Genomic DNA, 25699 nt, shown 5'->3' on the forward strand with positions numbered 1-25699 from the left:
CTGCCCTCGAATCGACCCCGGCGCTATGCTCAGCCAGACCAGTACCGGGGCAGGAAGGTGCGACGCGTGCAATACAACTCGGGGGCCCAACTCGATCCGTCCCAGATGGGCGGTGGAGGAGGACGACGCGGTGGCGCCGTCGCCGTCGGAGGTGGTGCCAGCATTCTGGTCATCCTCGTCGCTCTCGTCCTGGGATTCGATCCGGGAGCGCTCCTGGGGGCGGTCAGTGGTGCCCCGGCGGCTCCGGCAACCCCCACCAGCAGCGACTATGCGCATTGCCGCACGGGCGCCGACATCGCGGCCAATCCCGACTGTCGTTACGTGGCCTACACCAACTCGATCCAGTCGTATTGGCAGCAGGCACTCCCCGGCTACGAGGTGACCAAGACCGTCACGTTCAACCGCGCGATCAGCACCGGCTGTGGTCAGGCGACCGCCGATGTCGGCCCGTTCTACTGCCCGGCCGACCACCTCGTCTACCTGGACACCAGCTTTTTTGCCACCCAACTGCCGCAGTTGGGGGCGCACGGCGGCGACGCGGCCGAGGCGTACGTCATCGCCCACGAGTACGGTCACCACATCCAGAACCTCACCGGGGTGATGAGCAAGGTCCAGTCCGGAGGGCAGCGCACCGGCGCAAGCTCGCCCCAGGTGCGCCTCGAACTCCAGGCCGACTGCTACGCCGGAGTGTGGCTGCGCTATGCCTCAGGTGATCCCACCGGCATCATCACCAGCGTCACCCAAGACGACATCGACCGGGCCGTCGATGCGGCCGAGGTGGTCGGCGACGACCACATCCAGCGCATGTCCGCCGGACGCGTCGATTCCTCCCAGTGGACGCACGGCTCCTCACAGATGCGCAAGAAGTGGCTGTCGCAGGGCTTCACCACCGGGGATCCGAACCAATGCAACACGTTCGCTGCGGGAGCGCTCGGCTGAGCCCACCCGCGGGCGACGACGGCGCGGCGTCAGGGCAGGACGGCGCCGCTCAGGTCCGTAACGAAGGAGCGGTCCCCCACCTGGAAGTACATGCGTGGGGTGCCCGTGGCCGCACGGTCGTCGACCTCGCAACTCCACGTCATGTCCAAGGTGAAGCGATCCTGCGAGCGCAGCGCCTCCAAGACGGCCCACACGGTTGCCGGGGTGACCCGAGCCGGGTCGAACGGCGCCAGCCGGGTGGTCGACGTCTTCGTCGTGACGATGACGGGCGTCCGGGCCGAGCGCTGACGCCGAGTAAAAGCGCCCTGTGCATCCTGCGGCGAGTCGAGATAGACCCCGATCGCTGAACCGAATCCCAGCCCAGTCGTCGTGCCGCGCGCCCCCACGACGTCGGTGTAGCCCTGCTGGAGCCCCCAGGCGCTGCTGAAATCCAGCGTCGGCAAGAGGGTGCCGTCAGCGTTGAAGAACACCGGCCTGGTCTCGGGGTTCGTGGAGACGGACATGGAGACCAGGCCCGCCGAATAATCCACGATCTGCAGCGATTGACCTGACGCGGACCCCGAAACGGCCTGGGCCGCCCGGAACAGCGCGCCAAGATCGTCGAAGCGGAAGTCGCTCGGGTCGAACTCGCGCTGCGCCACATAGTTGATGTCGGATTGCACCTGCTGAACGCGTCCGGCACGCCACGCCCACGTCTCCGCGACACCGTTGCGCACCACCGCCACCGACGCGTCCGACGCGGTCACGGTCACCATGATCGCCCGCGAGGCGCCTGCCGCCGTCAGCAGGCGGCTCACCAGTTGGGGGGCCGCCCCCGGCGCGAACAGGTCAAGATGCTCCGACGGCGTCGCGGACGGCGTCGCCGGGGACGCCGCGGCTGACGACGACGGGGCGACGGACGGGCTGAGCGTTGGCGTTGAGGCGTTTCCGGGCGTGCAGCCAGCGCTCACGGCGAGCACCACGGCGGCTGCGGCGGTGCGGCGCGGAAGGCTCACTGTGCCGAGACTACCCCTCGACGGGCCCGTGGACGGGGAGATGACGGTCCCACCAGTCCAGAATCGCGTCGAAGCGCTGACGCCGATGCCACGGCGTCCCGGAGCGGGACAGTTCGTGGTTCTCACCGGGGAATACCAGCATCTCGGTGTCGACGCCCGCCTGCTTCAACGCGGTGAAGTACCGCAGTCCCTGGCTGAGGGGGCAGCGCAGGTCCAACTCCGAATGCACCACGAAGGTGGGCGTGGTGACCTGGTCGGCCAAGAGCATGGGCGACTGCCGGTCCTGCTCGGCGAGGGTGTGACCGTTGTAGCCGGGCATGAAGTACCAGCCAATGTCGGAGGCGCCCAGGAAGGAGGCCGGATCGAGGAAGCCGCGCTCCACGATCGCCCCGGCGAACCGGTGCTCGTGGGCGATGATCCAGGCGCTCAGGTAGCCGCCGTAGCTGCCGCCCATGATGCCGACGCGGTCGGCGTCCAGCCCCGGCACGGTGGCCAGGGCGTGATCGAGGAAGCTGAGCACGTCGTCGGTGTCCAGACCGCCGAAGTTGCCGGTGATGGCAGCGCCGTGGGCCTGCCCGTAGGACGCGGACCCGCGCGGGTTGCAGTACACGACCGCATAGCCCGCCTCGCTGAGGATCTGGAACTCGTCGAAGAAGTCGCCGGTGTAGTCGGCGTAGGGTCCGCCATGGATGTTGAGCAGCACCGGGTGGGGGCCGGGGCCCTGCGGGGTGATGACCCAGCCATGGACGGGGTACCCGTCGCGTGACGTCGCCGTGAGTTCGGTGGGAGTGGCGATGCTCGTCGCGGCCTGCAGACCCTCCGCGAAAGCGGTGAGGAACTGCTGGCCCGGCTCGCCGTCACCGGTGACGCGGGCCAGTTCGCTGGGAGCGTCCACGCTGGTGACCGTCGCGAGGGCATCGTCGCTGCCGGGGATCCCTGCGATCAGGCCGACCGTCGGGCTACCCGACCACACGCTCACCACGTCACCGGCGGGAGTGACACGCCACAGTTCGCTGCTGCCGCGCTGCGCGCGCACGGTCCACACGTCGGCCGCACCAGCGGGCGCGAGATGGTGGAGTTCGACCTCGACCGGGTCGGTGAGGCGACGCGGGGAGCGTCCCTCAGCATCGGCGACGTACAAGGACGGGTTGGCTGCCACAAAGTGCACGCCGTCCTCGCCCATGTCTGCGCCCAGCGCGTACAGGTGGGCGCCGTCGGCGGAATACGTGGCCGCGACGTAGCTGATGCGTCCGTCGGCGAGGACGGGTGTCTCCTCACCGGTGGCGACGTCGACCCGGTAAAGGCTGGAGCGCACCGTCACGTCGAGGTCGGCGCCGCGCTGGGTGACGATCACAACGCCCGACCCATCGGGGGTGAAGAGGGCCGACTCGACGTCGCTGGCGCCGTGGGTGAGCTGACGCGAGGCCGGCAGCAGGCTCGTCGCCTCCTGCGCGGCTGCGGCCCGGCCCACGGGAGCGATCGGGGGCTCCGCGTACGGGTCGGGTGTCGCAACCACGAACAGTTGGGCAATGCGGTCGGTCGACCAGCCCAAGCCGTTGGCCTGGATCTGGTAGCCGGTCAGGTGACGGGGATCCTCCTGCGGGGCAGGAACTCCCTCCAGCGTCCCGTAGCGGCCATGATCGGGGACGCGGGCCAGGTAGACCAGGGACGCCGAATCCGGCGACCACGCCGGTGCGGAGGCGCCCAGGGGTGCGTCGGTGACCTGTGCGGCCTCACCGCCGGTGGCCGGGGCCACCCAAATCTGGCCGGGCTGGCCGGGGTCGGAGCGCACGAACGCGAGGAGGCGGCCATCGGGGCTGAGTGCGGGGGCCGTGTCCCGGAAGCCGCGGGTGATGCGCGTCGGTGCGCCGCCGTGAAGCGGGATGCGCCACAACTGACCGGTGTAGGCGTCCGCCTCGAAGCTCGGCCGGGTGGCCGAGACGACGGCGAACGAGCCATCGGGTGCGACGGTGGGCTGCCCCACGGTGAACAACAACGGAAGCTGATCGGCACGCATGGTTCGCACCTTACTGCGGGCGCGTCGCAAGAGCCCCGGCGGGATGGCAACCCCTAGGCTGTGCGCTATCCGGTGGCTCCGGTGACAAGATCAGGAGGTTCGCTATGGCGGGAACGTTCGAGGTGTACAAGGACGCGGCAGGGAAGTACCGCTTCCGTCTGAAGGCCACCAATGGCCAGGTGATTGCAGCCAGCCAGGGCTACGAGAGCAAGGATTCCTGCCTCGGTGGCATCGCGTCGGTCCAAAAGAATGCGCCCGAGGCGAAGATCGTCGACGTCGAAAGCTGAGACATCCCCTCGTCCATGCCCCGGCCCGCTGTGCGCGGTCGGGGCATGGTCATGTCTGGGCCGCAGGGCACGCCCACGCGCTATTTCTGGGCGCTGGGGCGGGCGCTCAGGTCGGCGAGGATGCGCTCGCGGAACGCCTCATCGATGCGGTAGCCGCGGCGGTAGACCACGTAGCTGACCAGCATCAGGGCGAGCGGAAAGAACAGCATCATGACGCGCAAGCCCAGCAAACCCTCGGGGGTCACGTCGTCGGGGGTGGCTGCGGTGTTGATCCCGGTCACGATCAGGGTGGCGCCCACGATGGCGGTGGCGACCGCGCCCGCGATCTTGTTGATGAACGGCTGGACGGCGAACGTGACCGCCCCGTTGCGACGGCCCAGCTTCCATTCGCCGTACTCGATGCAGTCGCTCAAGAACACGATCATGAGAACGACCACGATGGCCTGACCCGCAAACATGAGCAGCCCCGCAATGCCAATGGGGATGAGGTTCATGGGGGAGAAGAAGAAGACCACATAGCCCGCGATGACGAGGCCCATCGCCAGCGTGAACAGGGCGCGCCGCGATAGGCGGCGCCGCAACAACGGGAACAGGGCGAAGCCCAGTAGTTGTGCCACTCCCACGATCGCGGCGAAGGGGGCATACATGCCCTCGTCGCGGTAGGCGTACTTGAAGAAGTAGATCCCAAAGCTGGTGGTCGTGTTGTAGCCGATGAGGAACAGCATCATCGCGATGGCGGTCCACACCAGTTGGTCGTTGCGAGCCACGATCGAGAACAGTTCCCGCATCGGGGTGTGCTCGCGGACCTGGGTCGTCGCCGGTTCCCGGACGCCGAACACGGTGACGCACTGTCCCACCAGCATGATCGCGACCGCGATGCCCGCGAAGGTCGTCCAGGCGGAGGGGCCTGCGCCCAGGGCGGTCGTCACGGGGACGATGGCCACGACCGTGACGAACAGCCCGATGGTCGCGAAGACCTTCGTCAACGCGCTGATCCGCTCGCGTTCGGCGCCGTCGCGGGTCAGGGAGGGCAGCATCGACCAGTAGCCGATGTCGTTCATGGTGAACGACAGCCCCCACGCCAGGTAGATCACGGCGAACGCCAGCACAAAGCCTGCCCCGCTGAGCCCGTGATCGCTGAACAGCACCAGGGTCAAGACGCCGGTCGCGACGGCGCCGACGCTGATCCACGGCTTGTAGGCGCCCCAGCGGGTGGCGGTGTTGTCGATGATGCCGCCCATGATGATGTCGGTGAAGGCGTCCACGATGCGCGTCACGAGCAGGATGCCGTTGACCCACCACAGGGTCGTGTCGTCGAGGTCGAGAACCTCGGTGAGGAAGACGATCAGGAACAGCGCCATCATCGTGTAGACCATGTCGCGGCCGACCGTGCCCACGGCGAAAGCCCACCGGTTGCGGCGGATCGCGGTCTTGGTCACGCGCGCAACCTACGGGATGCGGGCCACCGACGGGAGGCGCGCAGCCAGTTCCCTCGGTAGCCGCCGCCCTGGGGCGAACCGCGCTCCTAGGCCACGAGGAAGCAGACGATCAACACCACGGTGAAGACGACCTCGACCATGCCAAGCTTGCGAGCGCTCCACCCCAGCCGCGGCACCCAGGCTGCACGGATCGTCGTCGCGGCGAAGAACGCTGCCCACCACCAGGGCAGGACGCCGACGCCCGCGAGCGTCGCGGCCACCACGGTGGCGGCGCCGTGCCAGGTGATCGAGGCGAGCAGGAATCCGCGGCTGCCGCGCTCGCGGATGTTGGTTTTCACATAAAGAACCGTGCCGAAGAAGTAGGCGAACACCGCGCCCGTCACCAGGACGGGCGTGAGCCACTCGGCGGCGGTGAGGGTCCGCGGATCGGGAAACCGCGCCACGAGCGTCATCAGCGACGCTGCGGCCACCGTCAAAGCCCCGCCCGCCGTGGCACGCTCCTGGCGCCGGGAAGCCAGCCACAACGCGGGCAGCAGGAGCGGCAGATAGGCCAGACCCCACCAGGCCATCGCCCATCCCGCCCCCATCAGCGTCACCAGCCCGGCCGTGGCGCTGGCCAGGCCGTAGGTGATCAGCGGGGCCAGGTACCGGTGCCGCCGAGACGGCGCAGCCTTCAACCACAAGGAGGCGTCATGGAAGGCGAAGTAGCCCAGCATCCAGCACGCGAACAAGGCCAACAGCCAGCCCCCAGCCGTCCCGGCCCGCACCGCGAGGATGAGTCCGATGGCGAACGGGGTGACGAGCATGGCCCACGCGCCGTGCTGATTGGGCACCCATCCCGTGCGGAAGGCGCGCCCGCTCATCGCGTGGGTTCTTTGAGGGTGCGTGTGACGATGAAGGAGCGATCCTGGGCCTCCACCGTGGTGGGGCCCACCTGAGCGCGCAGGGCGGGCAAGTAGGGCAGGTGCGAGTTGAACACCAGCCACAGTTCCCCACCCGGATGCAGGGCCGCCTTGGCCGCAGCGATCATGGCAAACGTCGGGGTGGAGTCCTTGGCCGCACCCCGATGGAACGGCGGGTTGGACACGATCAGGTCGACGCTGTCGTGCGGCACTCCCACCAAACCGTCGGCGCGTCGTAGCGCCACCTCCGCGTTCTGCGCGCGGGCGGTGAGCTGGGTGGACAGCAGGGCATACCGCGAGACGTCGATCGCGGTCGTGCTCCACCCGTGGGAGGCCAGCCAGGTGGCGATGAGCCCCGACCCGCATCCCAGGTCGATGGCAGCGCCGCGTGGGCGTTGCTGGGCGTCGCCCGTCTCAGCGGTGGCGCGCGCGAGCGTCCGCAGCAGCAGGTGCGTCCCCGGATCAAGCCGGTTGGTCGCGAAGACCGAGCCGTGGGCGACCGCAGTGACGCCCAGTTCAGGGACGTAGCGCCGTTGGGGCCAGCGAGGCGCGGTCGGGAGCGGGCCAGATGCCCGCAGCACGCGCGCCTTCTGGCGTCCCAGACTCGCAGACACCTCAGCGAACGAGCGCCGCAGTACCGCGTTCTGCCCCGGAGTCATGTGCTTGATACGGGCCCCAGCGATGACGCGGGCGTGCGCGGGAAGGTCGTTGGCTAGCGTCTGCGCGTAATCCTCCAGGGCGCTCAGGGCACGCGGCAGCCGCCACAGCACCAGGTCGGGGGACCACCCGGTGAAAGGGCCCGTCAGGCGTGCGTCCACGGGCACCTGGGCCTCATCGCGCACGTCGTCGTTCCAGGCCCGCACCTGCACCCCGGCGTCCGCCACCGCAGCGACGAGATCGCCTTCGGGATCGTCCAGGACCAAGACCCGATCCGGGAGCGGACCCGCTTCTTCCAGCATCAACGTCGAGACCGGATCCAGGGGCATGAGCGACATACTACCGAGTGTCGTTGAGGGGCCTTTGTGGAGGAGTGCCCGGATTCGTGGGCTCTTGTTCTTCCGCACGGAAACAAAAGCACTACGGTTGGTCCGAGACATCCGGAACGGATTGCTCCGCCGTCCGGAGGCCGTCAGGCGCACACCGAGGTGCACGGAGCTCGCGAAGGAGACGTCTGTACATGACCGACCAGACCAAGTACGTCTACGACCTCAGTGAGGGCGACGTCAGCCTCAAGAACCTCCTGGGTGGCAAGGGTGCCAATCTTGCCGAAATGAACAAGATCGGCGTCCCGGTTCCCGATGCCTTCACGGTCACGACGCAGGCATGCGTCGCCGCCATGAACAACGGGGGAACGTGGCCGCAGGGGCTGGCCGAGCAGATCGACGCTGGTCTGTCCCGGCTTGAGGAACGCACCGGCAAGACGCTGGGGTCGCCAGACAAGCCGCTGCTGGTGTCGGTTCGCTCCGGCGCCGTGTTCTCGATGCCCGGCATGATGGACACGATCCTCAACCTGGGCATCTCCGATGACACCGTCGAAGCTGTCGCGGCGCTGGCGGGCAATGAGCGGTTCGCCTGGGATTGTTACCGGCGTTTCATTCAGATGTACGGCGAAGTGGTGGAGGGCATTTCTCCGCACGTGTTCGAGGATGCGTTGACGGCCATGAAGGCCGACCGGGGAGCCGAGCAGGACACCGACCTGAGCGCCGCCGACCTCAAGGAACTCACCCGTCAGTTCCAAGAACTCGCCAATCGTGAGCTGGGTGGGGACTGGACCTCAGACCCCAAGCAGCAACTCCTGCGCGCCGTGAACGCGGTCTTCGCGAGCTGGCTGAACCCGCGCGCCGAGGTGTACCGCAAGTCCCAGGGCATCAGCCGCGATCTCGGGACGGCCGTGAACGTCCAAGAAATGGTCTTCGGCAACCGTGGGGAGACCTCGGCCACGGGCGTGTGCTTCTCGCGCAACCCCTCCACGGGCGTCAAGGAGCTCTACGGCGAGTTCCTCACCAACGCCCAAGGCGAAGACGTCGTGGCGGGCATTCGGACGCCGCGTCCGCTCGCCGAAATGGAGGGCGTGCTGCCCGAGGCCTTCCACGAACTGCTCGCGACCATGGACGCCTTGGAACTGCACAACAAGGACATGCAGGACATGGAGTTCACCATCGAGGATGGCAAGCTCTACATGCTGCAAACCCGCAACGGGAAACGGACGGCCGCAGCCACCGTCAAAACCGCCGTCGACATGGTGGACGAGGGGCTCATCACGACCGACGAGGCGCTGCTGCGCATCAACCCCGCCGATCTGGACGCCCTCCTGCACCCAGGGATTGATCCCGATCACACGGCGACACCGATCGTGAAGGGCCTGCCCGCCTCACCCGGCGCAGCGGTCGGGGCGTTGTCCTTCGACGCCGACGACGCCGCCGAGCGCGGCGGACGCGGGGAGCAGATCATCTTGGTGCGCTACGAGACGACCCCCGACGACATTCACGGCGTGATGGTCTCCCAGGGCGTCTTGACCGCTCATGGCGGCATGACCTCGCACGCGGCGGTCGTGGCGCGCGGCATGGGCATCACCTGCGTGGCCGGTGCACCCGGGATCAAGATCGATCCGCTCGGCAAGACGGTCGCCATCGACGGTGTGGTGTACGGCACCGGGGACGTCTTGACCCTCAACGGGTCCACCGGCGAGGTGTTCGCGGGGGCCCTGCCCTTGGTGCCCCCGTCGATCAACGAGGACTTCGAAAAGGTGGGCCGCTGGGCTGACGCGGTGCGTCGCCTTGGCGTCCGAGCCAACGCGGAGAACTTCGAGGACGCCTCCAAGGCGCGCGAACTGGGCGCCGAAGGCATCGGGCTGGCGCGCACCGAGCACATGTTCATGGCCGCCGATCGGCTGCCTGCCGTCCGCAAGATGATCCTGGCCGAGAACGAGGATCAACGGGCGGCCGCGCTGGCGGAGATTCTGCCGATGCAGCAGGTGGACTTCGAGGGCATCTTCACGGCCATGAAGGGCCTCCCGGTGACCGTCAGGCTGTTGGATCCGCCGCTGCACGAGTTCCTGCCCAACCTGGTTGAGCAGAGCGTGCTGGTGAAGGAGCTTGAGCTGACGGGGGCCGACGAGGCGCGTTTGGCGGCCGAGCGGGCGACGCTGGCCCAGGTGAAGAAGCTCCACGAGCAAAACCCCATGCTGGGCACCCGCGGTTGCCGCCTGGCGATGCTCTACCCGTCCATCCCCGACATGCAGGCGCGGGCCATCATCCGGGCTGCGCTGGCGGTGCTGGAGCGCGAAGGGGAGACCGTCGGGGTGGAGATCATGATCCCGCTGGTGGCCTACGAGTCCGAACTCAAGGCGCAGCGCGAGATCGTGGTGGCGGCCGTCGAGGACGAGTTCGCCAAGGCGGGCAAGCGGCTGGATTACCTGGTGGGCACCATGATCGAGATCCCGCGGGCGGCACTGACCGCGGATCAGATCGCCCGCGAGGCGGACTTCTTCAGCTTCGGCACCAACGACCTGACCCAGACCGGCATCGGCATCTCGCGTGACGATGCGGAGGCCGGCTTCCTGGGCGCCTACGTGGACACCGAGGTGATCGAGAAGAACCCCTTCGAATCGCTGGATGTCAGCGGTGTGGGGCAACTGGTCGCCCTGGGTGTGGAGAAGGGGCGCTCGACCAAGCCCACGTTGAAGACCGGGGTGTGCGGTGAGCACGGCGGCGATCCGGCCTCCATCGAGTTCTTCAACTCGGTCGGGCTGGACTACGTGTCCTGCTCGCCGTTCCGGGTGCCCGTGGCACGGCTGGCGGCCGCGCGTTCGGTGCTGCTGGGCTGAGCTGGACAACGACACAGAGGTGGGGCCCGGCCGTGTGGCCGGGCCCCACCTCTGTGTCGCGATGAGGACGCGGGTGTCGCGCTCAGTACCCGGCGGACGTCCCGCCCGCCAGCACGGTCGCTGTCCCCGACAGCCCCAGCCGGGAGGCGCCCGCGTCCACCATGGCCTGTGCGGCGTCCCAGTCGCGGATGCCACCGGAGGCCTTCACGCCGAGACGGTCCCCCACGGTGGCGCGCATCAGAGCCACGGCATGGGTGGAGGCGCCCCCTGCGGGATGGAACCCCGTCGAGGTCTTCACGTAGTCGGCGCCGGCCGCCTCGGACGCGCGGCACGCCGCGACGATCTCGTCGTCGGTAAGGGCGGCAGCCTCGATGATGACCTTCAGCACCGTGGGGGAGGGGACCGCCGCACGGACCGCGCTGATCTCCGCCTCGGTGAAAGCGACGTCGCCTGCCTTGAGGGCGCCGATGTCGATGACCATGTCCACCTCGTCCGCGCCGTGCTCGACAGCTTCGGCGGCTTCGGCGGCCTTGATCGCCGTCGTGTGCTTGCCCGACGGGAAACCGACCACCGTGGCGACCTTGACGGTCGGGGCGAACGGCAGCGGAAGCATGGAGGGCGACACGCAGATCGAGTAGGTGCCCAAAGCGGCGGCCTCCTGCGCCAGCGCCGCCACGTCGGCGATGCTGGCGGTGGGGGCAAGCAGGGTGTGATCGACGAGCTGGGCGAGCTCGCGCGGGCTGAGGGTCATCGGACTCCTTTGGTCGGCTGCGATGGTTGTCACTGTAGTCCGGATATGGTCTGCGTCCCGGCGCGCAAACGGCCCGCCTCTGGGGGAGGCGGGCCGTCAGCGTGGCGGTCAGTCGACCAGAATCACCCACAGGTGGCGGGGTCCGTGGACGCCCTCCACCCGGCTCAGTTCGATGTCACTGGTCGCCGAACCGCCGCTGAGCCACGTCACCGGACGCCGAGCGCGCAGCGCTGGCGCCAAGCGGGCGATCCCCTCGGGGACGTCGCTCACAACCTGGTCTGCCCGCACCACGCACACGTGGCAGTCGGGCAGCAGCGACAGGGCGCGTCGCCCCTGTCCCGGGCCATGGTCGAGCGCGATGGTGCCCGAATCGGCCATCCCCACGGCGGCCGTGGTCACCACCGCAGAGATGAGGTTGAGCTCGCCGTGGCTGAGCTCCGGGTCGTCGCGGAACACCTCGACGCCCGCATCGGTGACGGCCTGAACCCACGCTTCGGGGAGGCCGCCTGGCAGAACGGCGCTCCCAGCCTGGAGTCCTGCCAGCGCCTCGACGATGGCCGACCCGATGTCTCCTTCGGCCACGCGCACGACGCGGGCCTTGTAATCCTCGACCTTCTCCACGAAGTCGGCCAGGACGTCGGGGGTCTGCAGGGCCTGTCCGTAGGTCCACTCGACCGGGACGTCGAGGATCGGATCCTTCTCAGCGACGTCGGCGGTGGCGGTACGGATCCGCTGCAGGATCTCCTCGCGAGCGCTCATTGCTTCCCCTCCTCGTGTTCGTTCTTCCACCACTGACGGAACGTCTGCGTGGGGGGTGCCTCGACGTCGCGGGCCTGAACCCAACGATCAACCAGTGGCAACGGCATGGGGCCGATCCACTTGTTCTTGAAGATGCCGCCCGCTGCGCGCGAGGCGACCTGCACGGTGGCCAGGTGGCTGCCGTCGCTCATGACCCAGGCGGCGCCCTTCATGAGGCCCTGCTCGATCGTGGGGTGCTTCGAGGTCTTGTACTCGGCCACCTTGTGACGCATGTGGACGAGGATGTCGGTGAACGGGATGCGCACCGGGCAGACCTCATTGCACGCACCGCACAAGGTGGAGGCGTACGGCAGGGCACGATCGTTGGCGTTCTCCAGGCCGCGCAACTGCGGTCCGAGGATGGCGCCGATCGGGCCGGGGTACATCGAGCCGTAGGCGTGGCCGCCGACGCGCTCGTAGACCGGGCACACGTTGAGGCAGGCCGAGCAGCGGATGCACCGCAGTGCGGCGCGCCCCTCGGGGTCGGACAAGACGTTGGTGCGCCCGTTGTCCAGCAGGACCACGTGGAGGTCCTGCGGGCCGTCGCCCGGCGTCACGCCCGTCCACAACGAGGTGTAGGGGTTCATCCGCTCGGCGGTGGAGGAGCGGGGCAGGAGCTTGAGGAAGACCTCCAGATCCTCGATCGTCGGCACCAGCTTCTCGATGCCCACCACCGAGACCAAGGTCTCCGGCAAGGTGAGGCACATGCGGCCGTTGCCCTCGGACTCGACGATCACCAACGTGCCCGTCTCGGCCACGATGAAGTTGCCGCCGGAGACGGCCATCTTCGAGCGCAGGAACTTCTCGCGCAGGTGGTTGCGGGCGGCGGCGGTCAGCTCGGCCGGGTTGTCGGAGACGTCCGCCGGGGCGGGGGCGCCGTAGGTGCCCATCTCCGTGGTGAAGATCTCCCGAACCTCGGAACGGTTGCGGTGGATCGCGGGCACGAGGATGTGGCTGGGCAGGTCGTGACCCAACTGGACGATGAGTTCGGCCAGGTCCGTCTCCCACGCGGCGATCCCCTCGGCTTCGAGAGCCTCGTTGAGGTCGATCTCCTGGGTGACCATCGACTTGATCTTGACGACCTCGTTGACGCCCTTGGCCTTCGCGATGTCCGCGACGATCTTGTTGGCCTCGGCGGCGGTGCTAGCCCAGTGGACGGTGATCCCGGCGTCCGTCATGGCCTTCTCGGCCTGCACCAGGTAGTCGCCCAGGTGGCGTCCGACGCGATCCTTGATCTGGGCTGCGGCGGTGCGTAGTTCCTCCCAGTTGGGAACCTCTTGTGCGCGGGTGATGCGCTTTTCGCGGATGGTCCCGGTGGCGTGACGCAGGTTCTTGCGCTGCTCGGCCTTGTTCAGTTCGGTCTTGACGGCCTGGGGGAACGGGGGGAAGTCCTTCCAGGACGGCGGTTGCGGAGTGAGCCGCTCGTGGGTGGTCATGCCACCGTCACCTCCTTCTCGGTGCTCGCGAGGATCTCGGCAATGTGGATCGTCTTGATGCCGGAACGCTGACGGTGCAAGACGCCGCCGATGTTCATCAGGCAGGCCTGGTCGCCCGCCACCAGGTACTCCGCGTCCGTGGAGCGCACGTGGCGCGCCTTGTCGGAGGCCATGGCGACCGAGACGTCGGGGTTCTTGATGGAGAACGTGCCGCCGAAGCCGCAGCACTGCTCGGCCTTGGGGAGTTCGACCAGGTCGATCCCGTGGACGGCCCGCAGCAGTTGCAGCGGACGGTCGCCCACCTTGGTGATGCGTACCGAGTGGCACGTCGGGTGGTAGGTGACCCGGTGGGGGAAGTAGGCGCCCACGTCGGTGACCTTGAGCACATCGACCAGGAACTCGGTGAGTTCGTACGTCCGCCCGGCGACGGTGGTCGCGGCGGCTTCCAGGCCGGTGTCGCCCGCCCAGTGAGCGAGCATGGCGTGCTGTTCACGCACCGAGCCCACACAGGACCCGGACGGACCGACGATGTAGTCGTACCCCTCGAAGGCGCGCACATAGTTGCGCACCGTCGGGAGGGCTTCCTTGTAGTAGCCCGTGTTGGTCATGATCTGCCCACAGCAGGTCTGCCGCGGCGGGAACTCCACTGTGCAGCCGAGTCGCTCCAAGAGCTTGACGGTTGCGATCGGAATGGACGGTTGCATCGTGTCATTGATGCAGGTAGCGAACAGGGCAACGCGAGGGCCCATGTGATTTCCTTTCGATCCGGTCACGGGAGCAACCAACTCAGGACGGGTGTGGACATGAGGCCCGACAGCAGGCACAAGAGCGCCAGCAGGGCGAAGCTCCAGCCGATGATGCGACGCAGGATCGTGGACTCGGAGCCGGGGATACCGATCGCCGTGGCGGCGATGGTGAGCGATTGCGGCGAGATCATCTTGCCGACGACACCGCCAGCGGCGTTGGAGCCGACCAGCAGGGCACGCATCTGCTCCACATCCAGGTGGCTGCCGGGCGCGATCTGGGCGCCGACACCGGACTGCAGGCCGGAGAACAAGATGTTGGCCGAGGTGTCAGAGCCGGTCACATACGTGCCGATCCAGCCCAGGACGGGAGCCACGAACGGGTAGGCCAGGCCTGCCCCCGCGAAGAACATGCCCAGGGTGAGCGTCTGGCCCGAATCACCCATCACGTAGGCCAGGGCGACGACGGAGCCGATGGTGAGCATCGCGAAACGCATCTTCTTCACGTTCGTCCACAGCACGCCGAGGATGGCGGGCAGCGTCATCTTGTAGATGAGGCCGGTCACGATGGCGACCAGCGCCAGCAGGATGCCGGGGGTGGACGCCCACGCGAACGTGTAGACCTGGTGTGCTGACGCCTTCCCGGCGGAATCCAGCAGGCCCGACAGGCCCGGCCAGGGGATGCGGACGTCGGTGGAGGCCAAAGCCGCCTTGATCGGCGGCAGAGCCGCGATCGCGAACACGACGATGACCAGCAGGTAGGGAACCACGGCCATGAAGATCCGCTGCGGGGTCAGGGCGGGAGCGTCGGTATCGGCCTTGACGGCGCCGGTGCCTTCGCCTTCGAGCTTCGAATCGATCGGCACGCCGATGCGGGTGGCAGCCTCCTCGCCACCGGCGGGGTGCCACAGGCGCAGGAAGACGATCGTCACGACGAGGCTGATGACGGCGGCGAACACTTCGGTCAGGTTGTACAGCGGGGTCGCGGAGACGATCCACTTGGTGACGCCGAAGCTGGCACCCACGGCGAGGCCGAAGGGCCAGCATTGCTTGAGGCCGCGGCGGCCGTCCATGACCGCCAGCAGCAGGAAGGGCACGACCAGGCACAGCATGGCAGTGAGGCGTCCGGTGATCGGGGAGATAGCCAAGACGTCCTCGAAGCCACCGGTGCGGGCCGCCATGAGCACGGGCAGGCCGACGGCGCCGAAGGCGACCGGGACGGTGTTGGCCAGCAGGGCGATCAGTGCCGAGCGCAGCGGGGAGAACCCGATGGCGACCAGCATCGCGGCGGTGATCGCCACGGGGGCGCCGAACCCGGCCAAGGCCTCCAACAGGCCGCCGAAGCAGAAGGCGATCAGCAGGCCGAGAATGCGCGGGTCGTCGCTGATCAGGAAGAACGTGCGCTTGAGGTCGTCAAACCGGCCAGCGGCGACGGTGACCTCGTACATCCAGATCGCCGCGACCAGGATCCAGATGATGGGGAAGATGCCGTACACGAAGCCGTGGATGCTGGTGGACAGCGCGAGCAGCGCGGGCATCTTGAAGGCAGTGATGGCAACCAGGAAGGCGACCAGCCACGAGAACGGGCCGGCCAGATGCGCCTTCCATCGCAGCCCGCCCAAGGTGACGAGCATGGCGATGATGGGCAGTGCCGCGACGAGTGCCGACAACCAGGGAGAACCGAGGGGGTCAAGCGAGGGTTGGAAGGTCTCCAAAAGCATGGGTGAACTCCATCGTTCGGTTGGTCTGACCAGTTGTCGTACCGGTCAGACCATAATCCGGCAGTTCGCGCGCGTCAACCAAGGCTTGCCTACCCCGTGATCGGCAACAATGGGCACATGTCTGACGCCACCCACGGGTTCGAAGGAGTCCTGGATTACCTCACCAACGAGATCCTCGAAGGACGAGTCGTGCCCGGTGATCGGCTGCCCAACGAGCGCATCCTGGCCGCCCAGCTTGGCGCCTCCCGCAGTGCGGTGCGCGAAGCCATCAAGGTGCTCAACGCGCAGGGGGTCCTCACGTCCTCGGCAGGGCCCGGCGGCGGGACGCGGGTCGCAGCACGTCAGGGGGCGGCGCTCGGTCGGATGCTCCGGCTGCATGTGGCCCTGGACGCCATCTCGTTCACCGAGGTCACCGAGACGCGCGTCGTCTTGGAACGGGCCGCCGCGACCGCCGCGGCCGAGCAGCGCAACGATGCGGGGCTCGCGGACCTGACCGCGATCGTGGCGGCGATGTGGGCCGCGACGGACGCCGCGAGCTTCAACCAACTCGACACGTCGTTCCACGTGACCATCGCACGGCTGGGAGCCAACCGCCTGGTCCGTGACGTCACCGTCGCCATCCGCGAGGCGGTGGCTCGGCCCATTCTGCTCGCCGAAGAGCGCCTGCACGGCTGGGACGCGATGCGCGAGCGCCTCAATCGCGAGCACGAGGGCATCGTCGAGGCGCTCCGGCTGGGTGACGGCGAACTGGCCGCCCAGCGTTGCGAGGACCACATTCGCTCGGCTCACCGCAGCCTGCTGCCGTGACCCGGGCTGGGCGCGCCTCAGCCGCGGCGGGGCCTGCTAGTGCGGGAGTTCAGAAACCAGCACGGTGACGGCGTCGGCTTGCTCGGGCAGCGGGACGTTGGCCCCCGGCAGCAGGACGCACGCAGTTCCGTAGGCGACGGCGCGGGCCAAGGCGTCGGCGTCCTGTGCGCCGTCGAGGCGGGCGAGGAGATATCCGGCCAAGGCCGAGTCGCCTGCGCCGACCGCGGAGACGACCTTGACCGGCTCGGCGACGGCGTACCAGGCACCGTGATCGGTGACCAGGACAGCGCCCAGGGATCCGATCGTGGCCAGGACCCGCGGGATGCCGCGGTCGACCAGCGACTGGGCGGCCGCGACGGCGGGGGCGATGTCGCCGCTCAGCAGGCTGGGGATGATCGACATGCCCGAGGCGACCTCGAGTTCGGCGGCATTGGGGGCGAAGACATCGGGCGCGGTGTCGGGCAGGGCGGCGATGACCGCCAGGAGGGCTTGGCCGTGCGTGTCGACAGCGACAGGGACGTTCACCTCGTGGGCCAACTGGGTCAGGCGCACGAACCAGTCCGCGGGCGCGCCGGGGGGCAATGAGCCGCACAGGGCCAGCCAGTCCGCGCCGGGCACCGCGGCCATGACGGTGCTAAACAGTGCGGTCACGTTTTCGGGGGTGAGGGGTTCGCCGGGCTCCACGAACTTCGTCACGGTCCCGTCGGGATGGCTGACCCCCAAGTTGGTGCGGGCGCGCCGACCGACGGGAACGGGCCGGTTGGGGACGCCACGTTCGCGCAGCGCCTCGGTCAGCGGATCGTCGGGGTCGAGCGGCAGCACCGCCAGCGTGCTGCGACCCGCGTTGTGCAGGGCCCGGCTCACATTCACACCGCGGCCGGCGGCCTGCGTGCTGACCCCGGCGAGCTGGTTGCGTTGCCCGACCGAGAGCTCGTGCGGCAGGGAGGCTGTCCGATCCAGACTGGGGTTCGGCGTGAAGGTGATGATCACGGCCTCAAAGTAGCGCGATGCCACAGTGATGCGCTCATCCCGCCACGGATCGGATGCCGCGCGGCCAGGGAAGATGATGTGCCTGGATGCCCCTCGCGGGCGGACGGATCAGGGTAGCGGGGCCGGCGGGACGCGCACGATGAAGCGGGTGCGCCCGGGGGCCGATTCCACCGCGACCGTTCCCTGGTGGGCTGCCACGACGGCAGCGACGATCGCCAGGCCCAACCCCGTCGATTGGACCCCGCCGTGCTGCCGGGCACGGCTGGCGTCGCCTCGGGTGAAGCGTTCGAAGATCCGATCCACCATCTCGGGTGGGATGCCGGGGCCGTCATCGCTCACGGTGATGACCGCCTGATCCTGGGTGACCGTCAGCGCCGTCTCCACGTGGGTGCCTGGCGGGGTGTGCGTGCGCGCATTCGCCAACAGGTTGGCCACCACCTGATGGAGTCTGTAGCGATCTCCCCAGGCGATCACGTCATCGGCAGGCATGACGAGGGACCACTGGTGCTGGGGCCCGGCTGCCCGGGCGTCGGAGACGGCGTCGGCGACGATCTGGTTCAAGGGCGTCGCCGAGGCGGCCAGGGCAGGGCCCGAGTCGAGGCGGGCCAGCAGGAGGAGGTCTTCCACCAGGCTGGACATGCGCGCCGACTCGGCCTCGATCCGGACGAGCGCGTGAGCGGTGGTGGGCGGCGCGTCGGAGCGTTCGCGCCGCGTCAGCTCCGCGTAGCCGCGAATGGCAGCGAGCGGATTGCGCAGTTCGTGGCTGGCGTCCGCGACGAACTGGCGGACCTGAGTCTCGGAACGCTGCCGGGCCGCCAGCGCACCCTCCACATGGTCGAGCATGTGGTTGAACGCGATCCCGACCTGCCCGACCTCGCTGCGCGGGTCGGCGTCGGCGTCGGGGACGCGCACCGGGACGGCGACCTCGCCCGACCCCAGTTCCAGCGCCGACACCTGGGTGGCGGTGGTCGCCAACCGGGCCAGCGGGCGCAGACTGCGCTCGACCACGCTGCGGGCGGCCACGAAGGCGATCAGGATGCTGAGCAGGGTCAGGGCGGCGGCAGCGGCAATGAGGCCCCACATGGATGCGGTGATGGACGCCATGGGCAGCCCGGTGACCACGACCATCGGACCCACCTGGGTGGTCAAGACGCGATACTCCCCGAGTCGGGGAAGGAACACGTCGGAGGGTTGGTGCGAGGGCGTCAGCGCTTCGAGCGGCTCTGAGACCTCCGAGCCCAGCGACCCGCGGATGTCCTCCACCTGAACGAACCCCCCGCTGCCTTGGACGTAATACAGCAGCCCCTGCGCCTGGCCTGGACCGCCGCCGGTGGGCGGGCGCCCCTGGGCGGCGCCTTGCCCGACGAGCCGTGCGGCCGTGGCTTGCAGTTGGGTGTCGAGTTGGCTCACCAGAATCTGGCGCATCGCCAGCGCGGTCAGCGTGGAGAGGAAGATCGCGACGAGCGCTACCAAAGCTGTCATGCGCAGCACGAGGCGGCGGCTCATGGTGCCGTGCGCCAACGGTGCCGGGGGTGGAGGAGGCGCGGCGGGCCCGGTCCCCGGCGGACGGAAGTCGGGAGCGCTCATGCCCGCCCCGGCTTGAGCACGTACCCGGCGCCCCGCAGGGTGTGGATCATGGGCGGGCGACCCGAATCGATCTTCTTGCGCAGGTAGGAGATGTAGAGCTCGACCACGTTGGCTTGCCCGCCAAAGTCGTAGTTCCAGACGCGATCGAGGATCTGGGCCTTGCTGAGGACGCGGCGCGGGTTCCGCATGAGGTAGCGCAACAGTTCGAACTCCGTGGCCGTGAGCTGGATGGGTTCGCCGCCGCGGGTCACCTCATGGCTGTCCTCGTCCAGGCTGAGGTCGCCCACGACGAGTTGAGAGTCGGGGCGCACCGTCGTCGCGCCCGAGCGACGCAGCAGGCCGCGCAGGCGCGCCACCAGTTCCTCCAGGCTAAAGGGCTTGGTGACGTAGTCGTCTCCACCGGCTGTGAGGCCGTGGACGCGATCATCCACGGCGTCGCGGGCGGTGAGGAAGATCACGGGTACCTGGGGTTGTTCGGTGCGGATGCGGCGCATGACCTCGAGTCCGTCGAAGTCGGGCAGCATCATGTCGAGCACGATGGCGTCGGGGCGGACGTCACGCGCCGCCTGGACGGCGCTCAGCCCCGTGTCCGCGGCGGTGACCTCCCATCCCTCATAGCGCAGGGCCATGCCAAGAAGGTCGGTCAGGCTCGCCTCGTCGTCGACGGTGAGGATGCGCAACGGGGTGCCGTCGGGGCGGGTGAGGGGGTCACGCTCGGGAGCCTGCATGATGCCAGGGTGGCACCGAACGGTGACGATGAGCCATGAGTTTCCTGTGACTGCGCTGTGAAGGGCCGGTCACCAGGGGTGGAATCCTGCGGCCCGGGGGCGGGGCGGGTGATGTTCGACCAGGAACCCTGTGGTGTAGCCCGGACGCCGGGCGCGCGGTCGACGCTCGGTCACCATGTCGATCAGTTCCTGGACCGCCTCGCTGCCGCCCTGGGCCTCGATCTCGACGCGTCCGTCGCTCAGGTTGCGCGCGTGTCCCACGAGCCCGAGGCGCTCCGCGTGCTGCGTGACCCACCAGCGGTAGCCCACGCCCTGCACGGTGCCCTCGACCCAGATGAGCGCGCGCACCTGAGTGCTCACTGGTGCAGATACCCCAAGAGGTGATTGCGCTCGTCGGTGAGCTGGGCGATCCGGGACTTCACTACGTCGCCGATGGACACCAGCCCGTGGAGTTCGCCCTCGACCACGAGTGGGATGTGGCGGACGCGGCGCGCCGTCATGGTGTGGGCGGTCTCCTCGACGCCGTCCTCGGGCGTGGCCACCACCACCTCGGCGGTCATGATGGAGGCGACTGTGTGATGCAGCGCGTCGCCGCCGTGTGTGGCCAGGGCCCGCACGACGTCGCGTTCGCTGACGATCCCCTCGATGTGGTGGCCGTCGGTGGAGACGACGACGGCACCGATGTTGTTGTCAGCCATCACCGTGACGAGTGCGCTCACCGAGGCCTGCGGTGCGATGGTCACCACGGATGCGGTGCCCTTGGTGCGAATAACATCCTCGAGCTTCATGACGAGACGGTACCCGGACGCACTGCGGATGCGCCAGGGCTACGGCCTATGATCGTGGCGCCCACGAGGGAAGGAAATCGCCGTGGAACGAACCATAACGACGGCCGCCGTCAGAACCGGGATCGATTCCGACACTGCCCAGGGGTCGGTCGTTCCTCCCATCTACCTCTCCACGAACTACAGCTTCGAGGGGCTGCGCGGACGCCGCGGGTTCGACTACTCCCGTTCCGGGAACCCGACGCGCTCCCTGCTGGCGCAGGCGTTGGCCGAACTGGAGGGTGCCGCCGGGGCTGTGGTCACCGCGTCCGGAATGGGGGCGATCACCGCCACGCTGTCGGCGCTGGTCGGCCCGGGGGACCTCGTGGTGGCCCCTCACGACGCCTACGGTGGCACTTGGCGGCTGCTGGATGCGCTGGCCCGCAAGGGTGCCTTCACTCTGGAGCTCACCGACCTCACTGCCCCCGATGCCCCAGCGCGGGTGCGGGAGTTGGCGCCGGCGCTGGTGTGGATCGAGACGCCCTCGAACCCCCTGCTGGGCATCAGCGACCTGCAGGCGCTGGCCGACGCCGCCCACGCCGGGGGCGGCCTGGCGGTGGCGGACAACACCTTCTGTTCCCCGATCGTGCAGCGGCCCCTCGACTTCGGTGCGGACGCCGTCGTGCAGTCCTCCACCAAGTACCTCAATGGGCACTCTGACGTGATCGGCGGCGTCGTCACGGCGCGCGAACCCGACCTGGTCGAGCAGGTGGGCTGGTGGGCCAACTGCCTGGGCCTGACCGGTGGGGCCTTCGATTCCTATCTGACGCTGCGGGGCGTGCGGACGCTGTCGGTGCGGATGGGTCAGCATCTGGCCAACGCGACCGCGGTCGTGGAGTCCCTTGTGGGCCATCCCGCGATCGAGCGGCTGTTTTACCCTGGCCTGGCCTCCCACCCGGGCCACGATCTGGCTGCCCGGCAGATGGACGGCTTCGGCGCGATCGTCTCCTGCGAGATCGTCGGGGGTGAGGCCGGTGTGGCCGCCTTCCTCGACGGTTTGGAGAACTTCAGCCTGGCCGAGTCGCTGGGGGGCGTGGAATCGCTGGTCTGTCATCCCGGGACGATGACGCATGCCGCCATGCCTGCCGAGGTCCAAGAGGCTGCGGGCCTGCGTCCGGGCCTGGTGCGCCTGAGTGTGGGGATCGAGGACGCCGACGACTTGGTCGCCGACCTGCATGCCGGGCTGGAGCGGGCCGCACGCTTGCAGGGCTGAGCGGGCCCCGCCCGGGGGCGGGCGCCCGCCGCCTATCCGGGGAACTCGATCCGCGCCTGGGCTGAGATGCGCCGCATCATCGCGTAGTCGATCACGGCGCCGAAGGCGCCTCCGGCGAGCGGGATGAGCTTGCCCAGCCGGGTGAAGATCCGCTCGCCGACGCTGCGCAGGATCCGGAAGCCAACCGCCTTCTGGATCACCATCAGGGCCGGGCGCGGGACGCCGCCGCGCGAGGCGATCTGCAAGGCGGCGTTCGACCCGGTAGCCACACCCGCGTTGGTGAGGATGTCGGCGGCGTTCGAGCCGACCAGTGTCAGCAGGATCGCCGTCCGGATGCGCTCGTCGTTGACGTCGTAGCCGCGCAGGACGGCGACCGCCGCGGCCATGCGGGTGGCTTGCACATAGAACGAGAAGACGTTGACCGGGATGGCGACGATCATCGTCAGGAAGCCGCCCAGGCTGGTCACGAAGCCGCCCGCCGCCGCGCCGCGACCGGCCCACCGTTGGACGCGCCGCACGGCGGCGTCGACGTCGCCTTTCTCCTTCTCCAGCGCGGAGGCGGCCACGGTGGCGGCGCCGGGGTAGGGGCCAACGCCGTCGATACCGACCGACGTGAGCCGCTTGATCAGCTTGGTGACGGCGTCATCGGTGCCGTCGTGGGCCTCGGCCTCCTGGAGCGCGGACAGCGTCACGTGACGGTCGGAGGAGGAGAACAGATCGAACCAGCCCATGAGGTACTCCTTGCGTGAGGGCGGCAGGGGGTCGCGTCCCGAGTGTGACACACGGCCTACCCGTGCTGCGACGCGCCCGGCGCGCCTCCGCCGGGGAGGGGGTGACGTTTCTTAGGCTCGCTGCGCTACTGAAAACCGATCTAAGGGGCTTTTCTGTGCGTATGGTGACTTCCCCCGCCTTCGCCCGTCCCGCGGAACAGGGGCGTCGGCGTCGCCGGTCCCTGACCGCGCTTGTGGCAGCGGCCGTAACCGGCGGCCTCCTGTGCGGCCTGGTGCCGCCCGCGATGGCCGACCCGCTGAGTGACCGACACGATCAGATCAAGGAGTCGATCGCCGCAGCCCGCCAGGACGTGGACGAGGGCACCTCGACGTTGCAGTCGGCCAACGACGCCCTCGCGGCGTCCCAACAGCAGTTGGACGACGCCCGAGCGACGCTGACCAGGACACAGGCCGACCTTCAAGCGGCCCGGGACAACGATGCGGCCATCGCCGCGCGGCTGGCGCAGGCCCAGGCGGAACTGGATCGTGCGCGTGCCGCGGTAGCGGCGGCCCAGGCCGATGTTGCGGCGCAGCGGGCCCTCACCGCGCAGGCGGCGCGCGAGGCTTACCAGGGGCGCGGCGAGGTCTCCAACGTGGTGGGACTCCTCGAGTCGAAGTCGCTGGGCGACCTGCAGCAGCGGCTTCAGTGGGACACCACGATCTTCGAGTCGACCACCGCGAAGCTGAACAAGCTCCAAGCGCTGGAGGCGCAACTCGCCGCAGCCGAGCAGGCCCAGGCCGCCATCGAGGCGCAGATTGCCGCCGATAAGGCGGCCTCAGCCCAGAACGTGGCGAAGATCGCGAAGCTGGAGGCTTCGGCCACCCAGCAGGCGTCTGACCTCTCCGCCCTGGTTGCGCGCAACGCCGAGTATCAGGCGCAGGCCCAACAGGCCCTGGACGAAGACACGGCGCGTTACAACGGACTCATGGCCGAGGAGCAGTCCATCCAGGCGGAGCTCACGCGGCGCGCCGCGGCCGACCTGGCCCGGGGTGGTGGCCGCGACATCGGGGCGCTGGTCGCCGCGGGCACGGTCTGGACCGACCGCGCCACCTACCCGCTGGTCGCCAACGGCCCGCAGGTGGCGCTCAGCCCCCAGGGGTTCATCCGTCCGGTGGACGCCAAGCCCGGCTCCCCGTTCGGGCGACGCTTCCACCCGATTTTGAAGATCTGGCGCATGCACAACGGGACCGACTTCGGCGCCACCTGCGGGATGCCGCTGTATGCAGCGCAATCGGGCACCGTGGTGACGGCTGGTCGGCAGGGTGGCTTCGGCAACTATGTCGTCGTCGACCACGGCGTCATCGGCGGCGCCTCGCTGATGACCGGCTACGCCCACCAGAGCAAGATCGCGGTGTCGGTGGGGCAGCACGTCAACGCCGGACAACTGATCGGCTACGTGGGCACCACGGGTCTGTCGACCGGATGCCACCTTCACCTGCAGGTCTACAAGAACGGGACGCCCGTCGACCCGTTGACCTACATTCCCTGAGGCACCCGCGAGCCTCGCTTGCGATCAGGGTCGGCTCCGCACAAAGGTGGGCCCCGCAACGCGCGATGCGTTGCGGGGCCCACCTTCATGCCCGTGGCGGTCAGTCCTCTTGGTCGTGGCCTTCCAAGGCGTCGGGGTTCTGCAGCGCCGTGCGGTAGGCGTCGGTGTCCAGCCGCGGTTCGTTGCGCATCGGGTCACCGCCGCCAAACGCACCCGGATGCTCGGCGAGGTAGCGATCGTGGGTCGCATGCGCCTCATCCAGCATGTCGAGGAGTTCTTGCTCGTCGTGGATGAGTTCCTTGTGCTTCTCCGGCAGCGCCAGCAGCGACTGCTCCTCCGCGATCAGCCCCCGGTAGTTCTTCTCGCGGATGGCCGGATCGGCCTCGAAGCCGATGTCGAGGTACTGCTTGGCGTGACGCCGCGTGTTCTTGATCGTGGTCAGCGCCTTGCCCTTGGGGGAGGCCAGCGACATGACGATCACGGCCAGCAGGGTCACGACGATGACCGCGAGGCTCAACTCGGTGGTGACCTCCCAGACGTGGACCGGCTCGCCCCCGTTGATGAACGGCACGTTGTTCTCGTGCAGTGCGTGCAGGATCAGCTTGACGCCGATGAACGCCAAGATGACGGCCAGGCCGTACTTGAGGTAGATGAGGCGGTCCAGCAGGCCATCGATGAGGAAGTAGAGCTGACGCAGGCCCAGCAGCGAGAACGCCACCGCGGTGAAGACGATGTACGGGTTCTGGGTCAGACCGAAGATCGCTGGGATCGAGTCGAGGGCGAACATCACGTCGGTACCGCCGATGGCGATCATGACCAGCAGCATCGGCGTCATCGCCTTGCGGCCGTCGACCATCGTGAACAGCCTGTCGCCGTCGTAGTAGTCGGTGGTGTGCATGAATCGCTTGGCGATCTTGATGATGAAGTTGTTCGCCTCAGAGGACTCGTCGTCGTCGCCGTCCTTCTCGGGCTTGACGAGGTTGCCCGCCGTCAGCAGGAGGATGAGGCCGAACACGTAGAACACCCAGGCGAAGCTGTTGATCAGCGCAGTGCCCAAGAAGATGAAGCCGGTGCGGAAGATGAGCGACACCACGATGCCGAACATCAGCACCTTCTGCTGATCGGCGCGGGGCACCTTGAAGCTGCCCATGATGATGAGGAAGACGAACAGGTTGTCCACCGACAAGGACAGTTCGGTGATGTAGCCGGCGTAGTATTCCACGCCCGAGGTCTGCCCCATCTGTAGCCACACGAAGACGCCGAACAAGATGGCGACGGTGACGTAGATGCCCGTCCAGGTTGCCGATTCCTTGATGGTGGGGATGTGGGCCTTGCGAACGTGGAAGAAGAAGTCGAACGCCAACAGCCCCACGATTACGACCATCGTCACGATCCATTGGGTGGTTGTTACTTCCATGAAGTGTGCCCTTTCGGCA

General features: G+C 68.4%; 23 protein-coding genes. 6 read left to right on the forward strand and 17 right to left on the reverse strand.

What is annotated here, in order from left to right; translation table 11 throughout:
- Window positions 1-66: 66 nt before the first annotated feature.
- Window positions 67-939, forward strand: coding sequence for a KPN_02809 family neutral zinc metallopeptidase (ypfJ, locus tag C1706_RS04210; protein ID WP_241653417.1), 873 nt, complete (start codon window positions 67-69; stop codon window positions 937-939).
- Window positions 940-968: 29 nt separating this feature from the next.
- On the opposite strand, the gene C1706_RS04215 is transcribed toward ypfJ, so the two are convergent.
- Both C1706_RS04215 and C1706_RS04220 read right to left on the reverse strand, forming a co-directional pair.
- A complete protein-coding gene (locus C1706_RS04215; protein ID WP_129457964.1) occupies window positions 969-1934 on the reverse strand; it encodes a hypothetical protein in 966 nt (321 codons plus the stop codon).
- A gap of 10 nt (window positions 1935-1944) precedes the next feature.
- Entirely contained in the window at window positions 1945-3951 is a 2007-nt protein-coding gene (locus tag C1706_RS04220; RefSeq protein WP_129457965.1) for a S9 family peptidase, read from the reverse strand.
- 104 nt (window positions 3952-4055) lie between these two features.
- On the opposite strand from C1706_RS04220, the gene C1706_RS04225 reads away from it, so the two are divergent.
- Window positions 4056-4238, forward strand: a complete 183-nt coding sequence (locus tag C1706_RS04225) for a YegP family protein (protein ID WP_129457966.1) — start codon at window positions 4056-4058, stop codon at window positions 4236-4238.
- Between the two features lie 80 nt (window positions 4239-4318).
- Here the strand turns inward: C1706_RS04225 and C1706_RS04230 are convergent, their stop codons facing one another.
- From C1706_RS04230 to C1706_RS04240, 3 genes are all read right to left on the reverse strand, one after another.
- Window positions 4319-5677, reverse strand: a complete 1359-nt coding sequence (locus tag C1706_RS04230) for a glycoside-pentoside-hexuronide (GPH):cation symporter (protein WP_206660959.1) — start codon at window positions 5675-5677, stop codon at window positions 4319-4321.
- An 86-nt stretch (window positions 5678-5763) separates the two neighbouring features.
- Window positions 5764-6540, reverse strand: a complete 777-nt coding sequence (locus C1706_RS04235) for a YwiC-like family protein (protein WP_129457967.1) — start codon at window positions 6538-6540, stop codon at window positions 5764-5766.
- Window positions 6537-7574, reverse strand: a complete 1038-nt coding sequence (locus C1706_RS04240; RefSeq protein ID WP_129457968.1) for a class I SAM-dependent methyltransferase — start codon at window positions 7572-7574, stop codon at window positions 6537-6539. The genes C1706_RS04235 and C1706_RS04240 overlap by 4 nt, the downstream gene beginning before the upstream one ends.
- 182 nt (window positions 7575-7756) lie before the next feature.
- Here C1706_RS04240 and ppdK point away from each other — a divergent pair, with 182 nt between their 5' ends.
- Window positions 7757-10405, forward strand: coding sequence for a pyruvate, phosphate dikinase (ppdK, locus tag C1706_RS04245; RefSeq protein WP_129457969.1), 2649 nt, complete (start codon window positions 7757-7759; stop codon window positions 10403-10405).
- A gap of 82 nt (window positions 10406-10487) precedes the next feature.
- On the opposite strand, the gene deoC is transcribed toward ppdK, so the two are convergent.
- The 5 genes from deoC to C1706_RS04270 form a co-directional block, all read right to left on the reverse strand.
- Window positions 10488-11156: a deoxyribose-phosphate aldolase gene (deoC, locus tag C1706_RS04250; RefSeq protein WP_129457970.1), complete on the reverse strand. Its 669-nt coding sequence runs from the start codon at window positions 11154-11156 to the stop codon at window positions 10488-10490.
- Window positions 11157-11264: 108 nt separating this feature from the next.
- Window positions 11265-11915, reverse strand: coding sequence for a LutC/YkgG family protein (locus C1706_RS04255; RefSeq protein WP_129457971.1), 651 nt, complete (start codon window positions 11913-11915; stop codon window positions 11265-11267).
- Entirely contained in the window at window positions 11912-13390 is a 1479-nt protein-coding gene (locus C1706_RS04260; RefSeq protein ID WP_129457972.1) for a LutB/LldF family L-lactate oxidation iron-sulfur protein, read from the reverse strand. The genes C1706_RS04255 and C1706_RS04260 overlap by 4 nt, the downstream gene beginning before the upstream one ends.
- A complete protein-coding gene (locus C1706_RS04265; protein WP_129457973.1) occupies window positions 13387-14139 on the reverse strand; it encodes a (Fe-S)-binding protein in 753 nt (250 codons plus the stop codon). The genes C1706_RS04260 and C1706_RS04265 overlap by 4 nt, the downstream gene beginning before the upstream one ends.
- Before the next feature lie 20 nt (window positions 14140-14159).
- Entirely contained in the window at window positions 14160-15854 is a 1695-nt protein-coding gene (locus C1706_RS04270) for an L-lactate permease (RefSeq protein ID WP_129457974.1), read from the reverse strand.
- A 117-nt stretch (window positions 15855-15971) separates the two neighbouring features.
- Between C1706_RS04270 and C1706_RS04275 the strand changes: the two genes are divergently transcribed.
- Window positions 15972-16661 carry a FadR/GntR family transcriptional regulator gene (locus tag C1706_RS04275; protein WP_241653418.1) on the forward strand — a complete coding sequence of 230 codons (690 nt, stop codon included), beginning with the start codon at window positions 15972-15974 and terminating at the stop codon, window positions 16659-16661.
- A gap of 36 nt (window positions 16662-16697) precedes the next feature.
- Here the strand turns inward: C1706_RS04275 and C1706_RS04280 are convergent, their stop codons facing one another.
- The 5 genes from C1706_RS04280 to C1706_RS04300 form a co-directional block, all read right to left on the reverse strand.
- Complete coding sequence (locus C1706_RS04280) at window positions 16698-17651, reverse strand: 1-phosphofructokinase family hexose kinase (protein WP_164987424.1); 954 nt, start codon at window positions 17649-17651, stop codon at window positions 16698-16700.
- Window positions 17652-17759: 108 nt separating this feature from the next.
- Window positions 17760-19157, reverse strand: coding sequence for a sensor histidine kinase (locus C1706_RS04285; protein WP_241653419.1), 1398 nt, complete (start codon window positions 19155-19157; stop codon window positions 17760-17762).
- 77 nt (window positions 19158-19234) lie between these two features.
- Window positions 19235-19966 (reverse strand): response regulator transcription factor, encoded by a 732-nt coding sequence (locus tag C1706_RS04290; RefSeq protein WP_129457976.1) that lies wholly within the window; start codon window positions 19964-19966, stop codon window positions 19235-19237.
- A gap of 69 nt (window positions 19967-20035) precedes the next feature.
- Window positions 20036-20314 (reverse strand): acylphosphatase, encoded by a 279-nt coding sequence (locus tag C1706_RS04295; RefSeq protein WP_206660961.1) that lies wholly within the window; start codon window positions 20312-20314, stop codon window positions 20036-20038.
- Between the two features lie 8 nt (window positions 20315-20322).
- A complete protein-coding gene (locus C1706_RS04300) occupies window positions 20323-20754 on the reverse strand; it encodes a CBS domain-containing protein (RefSeq protein ID WP_129457978.1) in 432 nt (143 codons plus the stop codon).
- Window positions 20755-20836: 82 nt separating this feature from the next.
- Here C1706_RS04300 and metB point away from each other — a divergent pair, with 82 nt between their 5' ends.
- The gene (gene metB / locus C1706_RS04305) at window positions 20837-22003 is read left to right on the forward strand and encodes a cystathionine gamma-synthase (RefSeq protein WP_206660962.1); all 1167 of its coding nucleotides are present in this window, start codon (window positions 20837-20839) and stop codon (window positions 22001-22003) included.
- A 32-nt stretch (window positions 22004-22035) separates the two neighbouring features.
- Here the strand turns inward: metB and C1706_RS04310 are convergent, their stop codons facing one another.
- The gene (locus C1706_RS04310) at window positions 22036-22734 is read right to left on the reverse strand and encodes an EcsC family protein (RefSeq protein WP_129457980.1); all 699 of its coding nucleotides are present in this window, start codon (window positions 22732-22734) and stop codon (window positions 22036-22038) included.
- Window positions 22735-22895: 161 nt separating this feature from the next.
- Here C1706_RS04310 and C1706_RS04315 point away from each other — a divergent pair, with 161 nt between their 5' ends.
- Window positions 22896-24263: a M23 family metallopeptidase gene (locus C1706_RS04315; RefSeq protein WP_241653429.1), complete on the forward strand. Its 1368-nt coding sequence runs from the start codon at window positions 22896-22898 to the stop codon at window positions 24261-24263.
- Between the two features lie 100 nt (window positions 24264-24363).
- Here the strand turns inward: C1706_RS04315 and C1706_RS04320 are convergent, their stop codons facing one another.
- Window positions 24364-25680 (reverse strand): TerC family protein, encoded by a 1317-nt coding sequence (locus tag C1706_RS04320; protein ID WP_129457982.1) that lies wholly within the window; start codon window positions 25678-25680, stop codon window positions 24364-24366.
- Between the last annotated feature and the right edge of the window lie 19 nt (window positions 25681-25699).

The organism is Propioniciclava flava, from assembly GCF_004126535.1.
Classification (GTDB): domain Bacteria; phylum Actinomycetota; class Actinomycetes; order Propionibacteriales; family Propionibacteriaceae; genus Propioniciclava; species Propioniciclava flava.

Bases quoted from the DNA above. Each gene is read 5' to 3' on its own strand.
- C1706_RS04220 (WP_129457965.1), bottom strand. From the start codon at position 3,951: ATGCGTGCCGATCAGCTTCCGTTGTTGTTCACCGTGGGGCAGCCCACC.
- C1706_RS04225 (WP_129457966.1), top strand. From the start codon at position 4,056: ATGGCGGGAACGTTCGAGGTGTACAAGGACGCGGCAGGGAAGTACCGC.
- C1706_RS04235 (WP_129457967.1), bottom strand. From the start codon at position 6,540: ATGAGCGGGCGCGCCTTCCGCACGGGATGGGTGCCCAATCAGCACGGC.
- C1706_RS04240 (WP_129457968.1), bottom strand. From the start codon at position 7,574: ATGTCGCTCATGCCCCTGGATCCGGTCTCGACGTTGATGCTGGAAGAA.
- ppdK (WP_129457969.1), top strand. From the start codon at position 7,757: ATGACCGACCAGACCAAGTACGTCTACGACCTCAGTGAGGGCGACGTC.
- deoC (WP_129457970.1), bottom strand. From the start codon at position 11,156: ATGACCCTCAGCCCGCGCGAGCTCGCCCAGCTCGTCGATCACACCCTG.
- C1706_RS04255 (WP_129457971.1), bottom strand. From the start codon at position 11,915: ATGAGCGCTCGCGAGGAGATCCTGCAGCGGATCCGTACCGCCACCGCC.
- C1706_RS04260 (WP_129457972.1), bottom strand. From the start codon at position 13,390: ATGACCACCCACGAGCGGCTCACTCCGCAACCGCCGTCCTGGAAGGAC.
- C1706_RS04265 (WP_129457973.1), bottom strand. From the start codon at position 14,139: ATGGGCCCTCGCGTTGCCCTGTTCGCTACCTGCATCAATGACACGATG.
- C1706_RS04270 (WP_129457974.1), bottom strand. From the start codon at position 15,854: ATGCTTTTGGAGACCTTCCAACCCTCGCTTGACCCCCTCGGTTCTCCC.
- C1706_RS04275 (WP_241653418.1), top strand. From the start codon at position 15,972: ATGTCTGACGCCACCCACGGGTTCGAAGGAGTCCTGGATTACCTCACC.
- C1706_RS04285 (WP_241653419.1), bottom strand. From the start codon at position 19,157: ATGAGCCGCCGCCTCGTGCTGCGCATGACAGCTTTGGTAGCGCTCGTC.
- C1706_RS04290 (WP_129457976.1), bottom strand. From the start codon at position 19,966: ATGCAGGCTCCCGAGCGTGACCCCCTCACCCGCCCCGACGGCACCCCG.
- C1706_RS04300 (WP_129457978.1), bottom strand. From the start codon at position 20,754: ATGAAGCTCGAGGATGTTATTCGCACCAAGGGCACCGCATCCGTGGTG.
- C1706_RS04310 (WP_129457980.1), bottom strand. From the start codon at position 22,734: ATGGGCTGGTTCGATCTGTTCTCCTCCTCCGACCGTCACGTGACGCTG.
- C1706_RS04315 (WP_241653429.1), top strand. From the start codon at position 22,896: ATGGTGACTTCCCCCGCCTTCGCCCGTCCCGCGGAACAGGGGCGTCGG.
- C1706_RS04320 (WP_129457982.1), bottom strand. From the start codon at position 25,680: ATGGAAGTAACAACCACCCAATGGATCGTGACGATGGTCGTAATCGTG.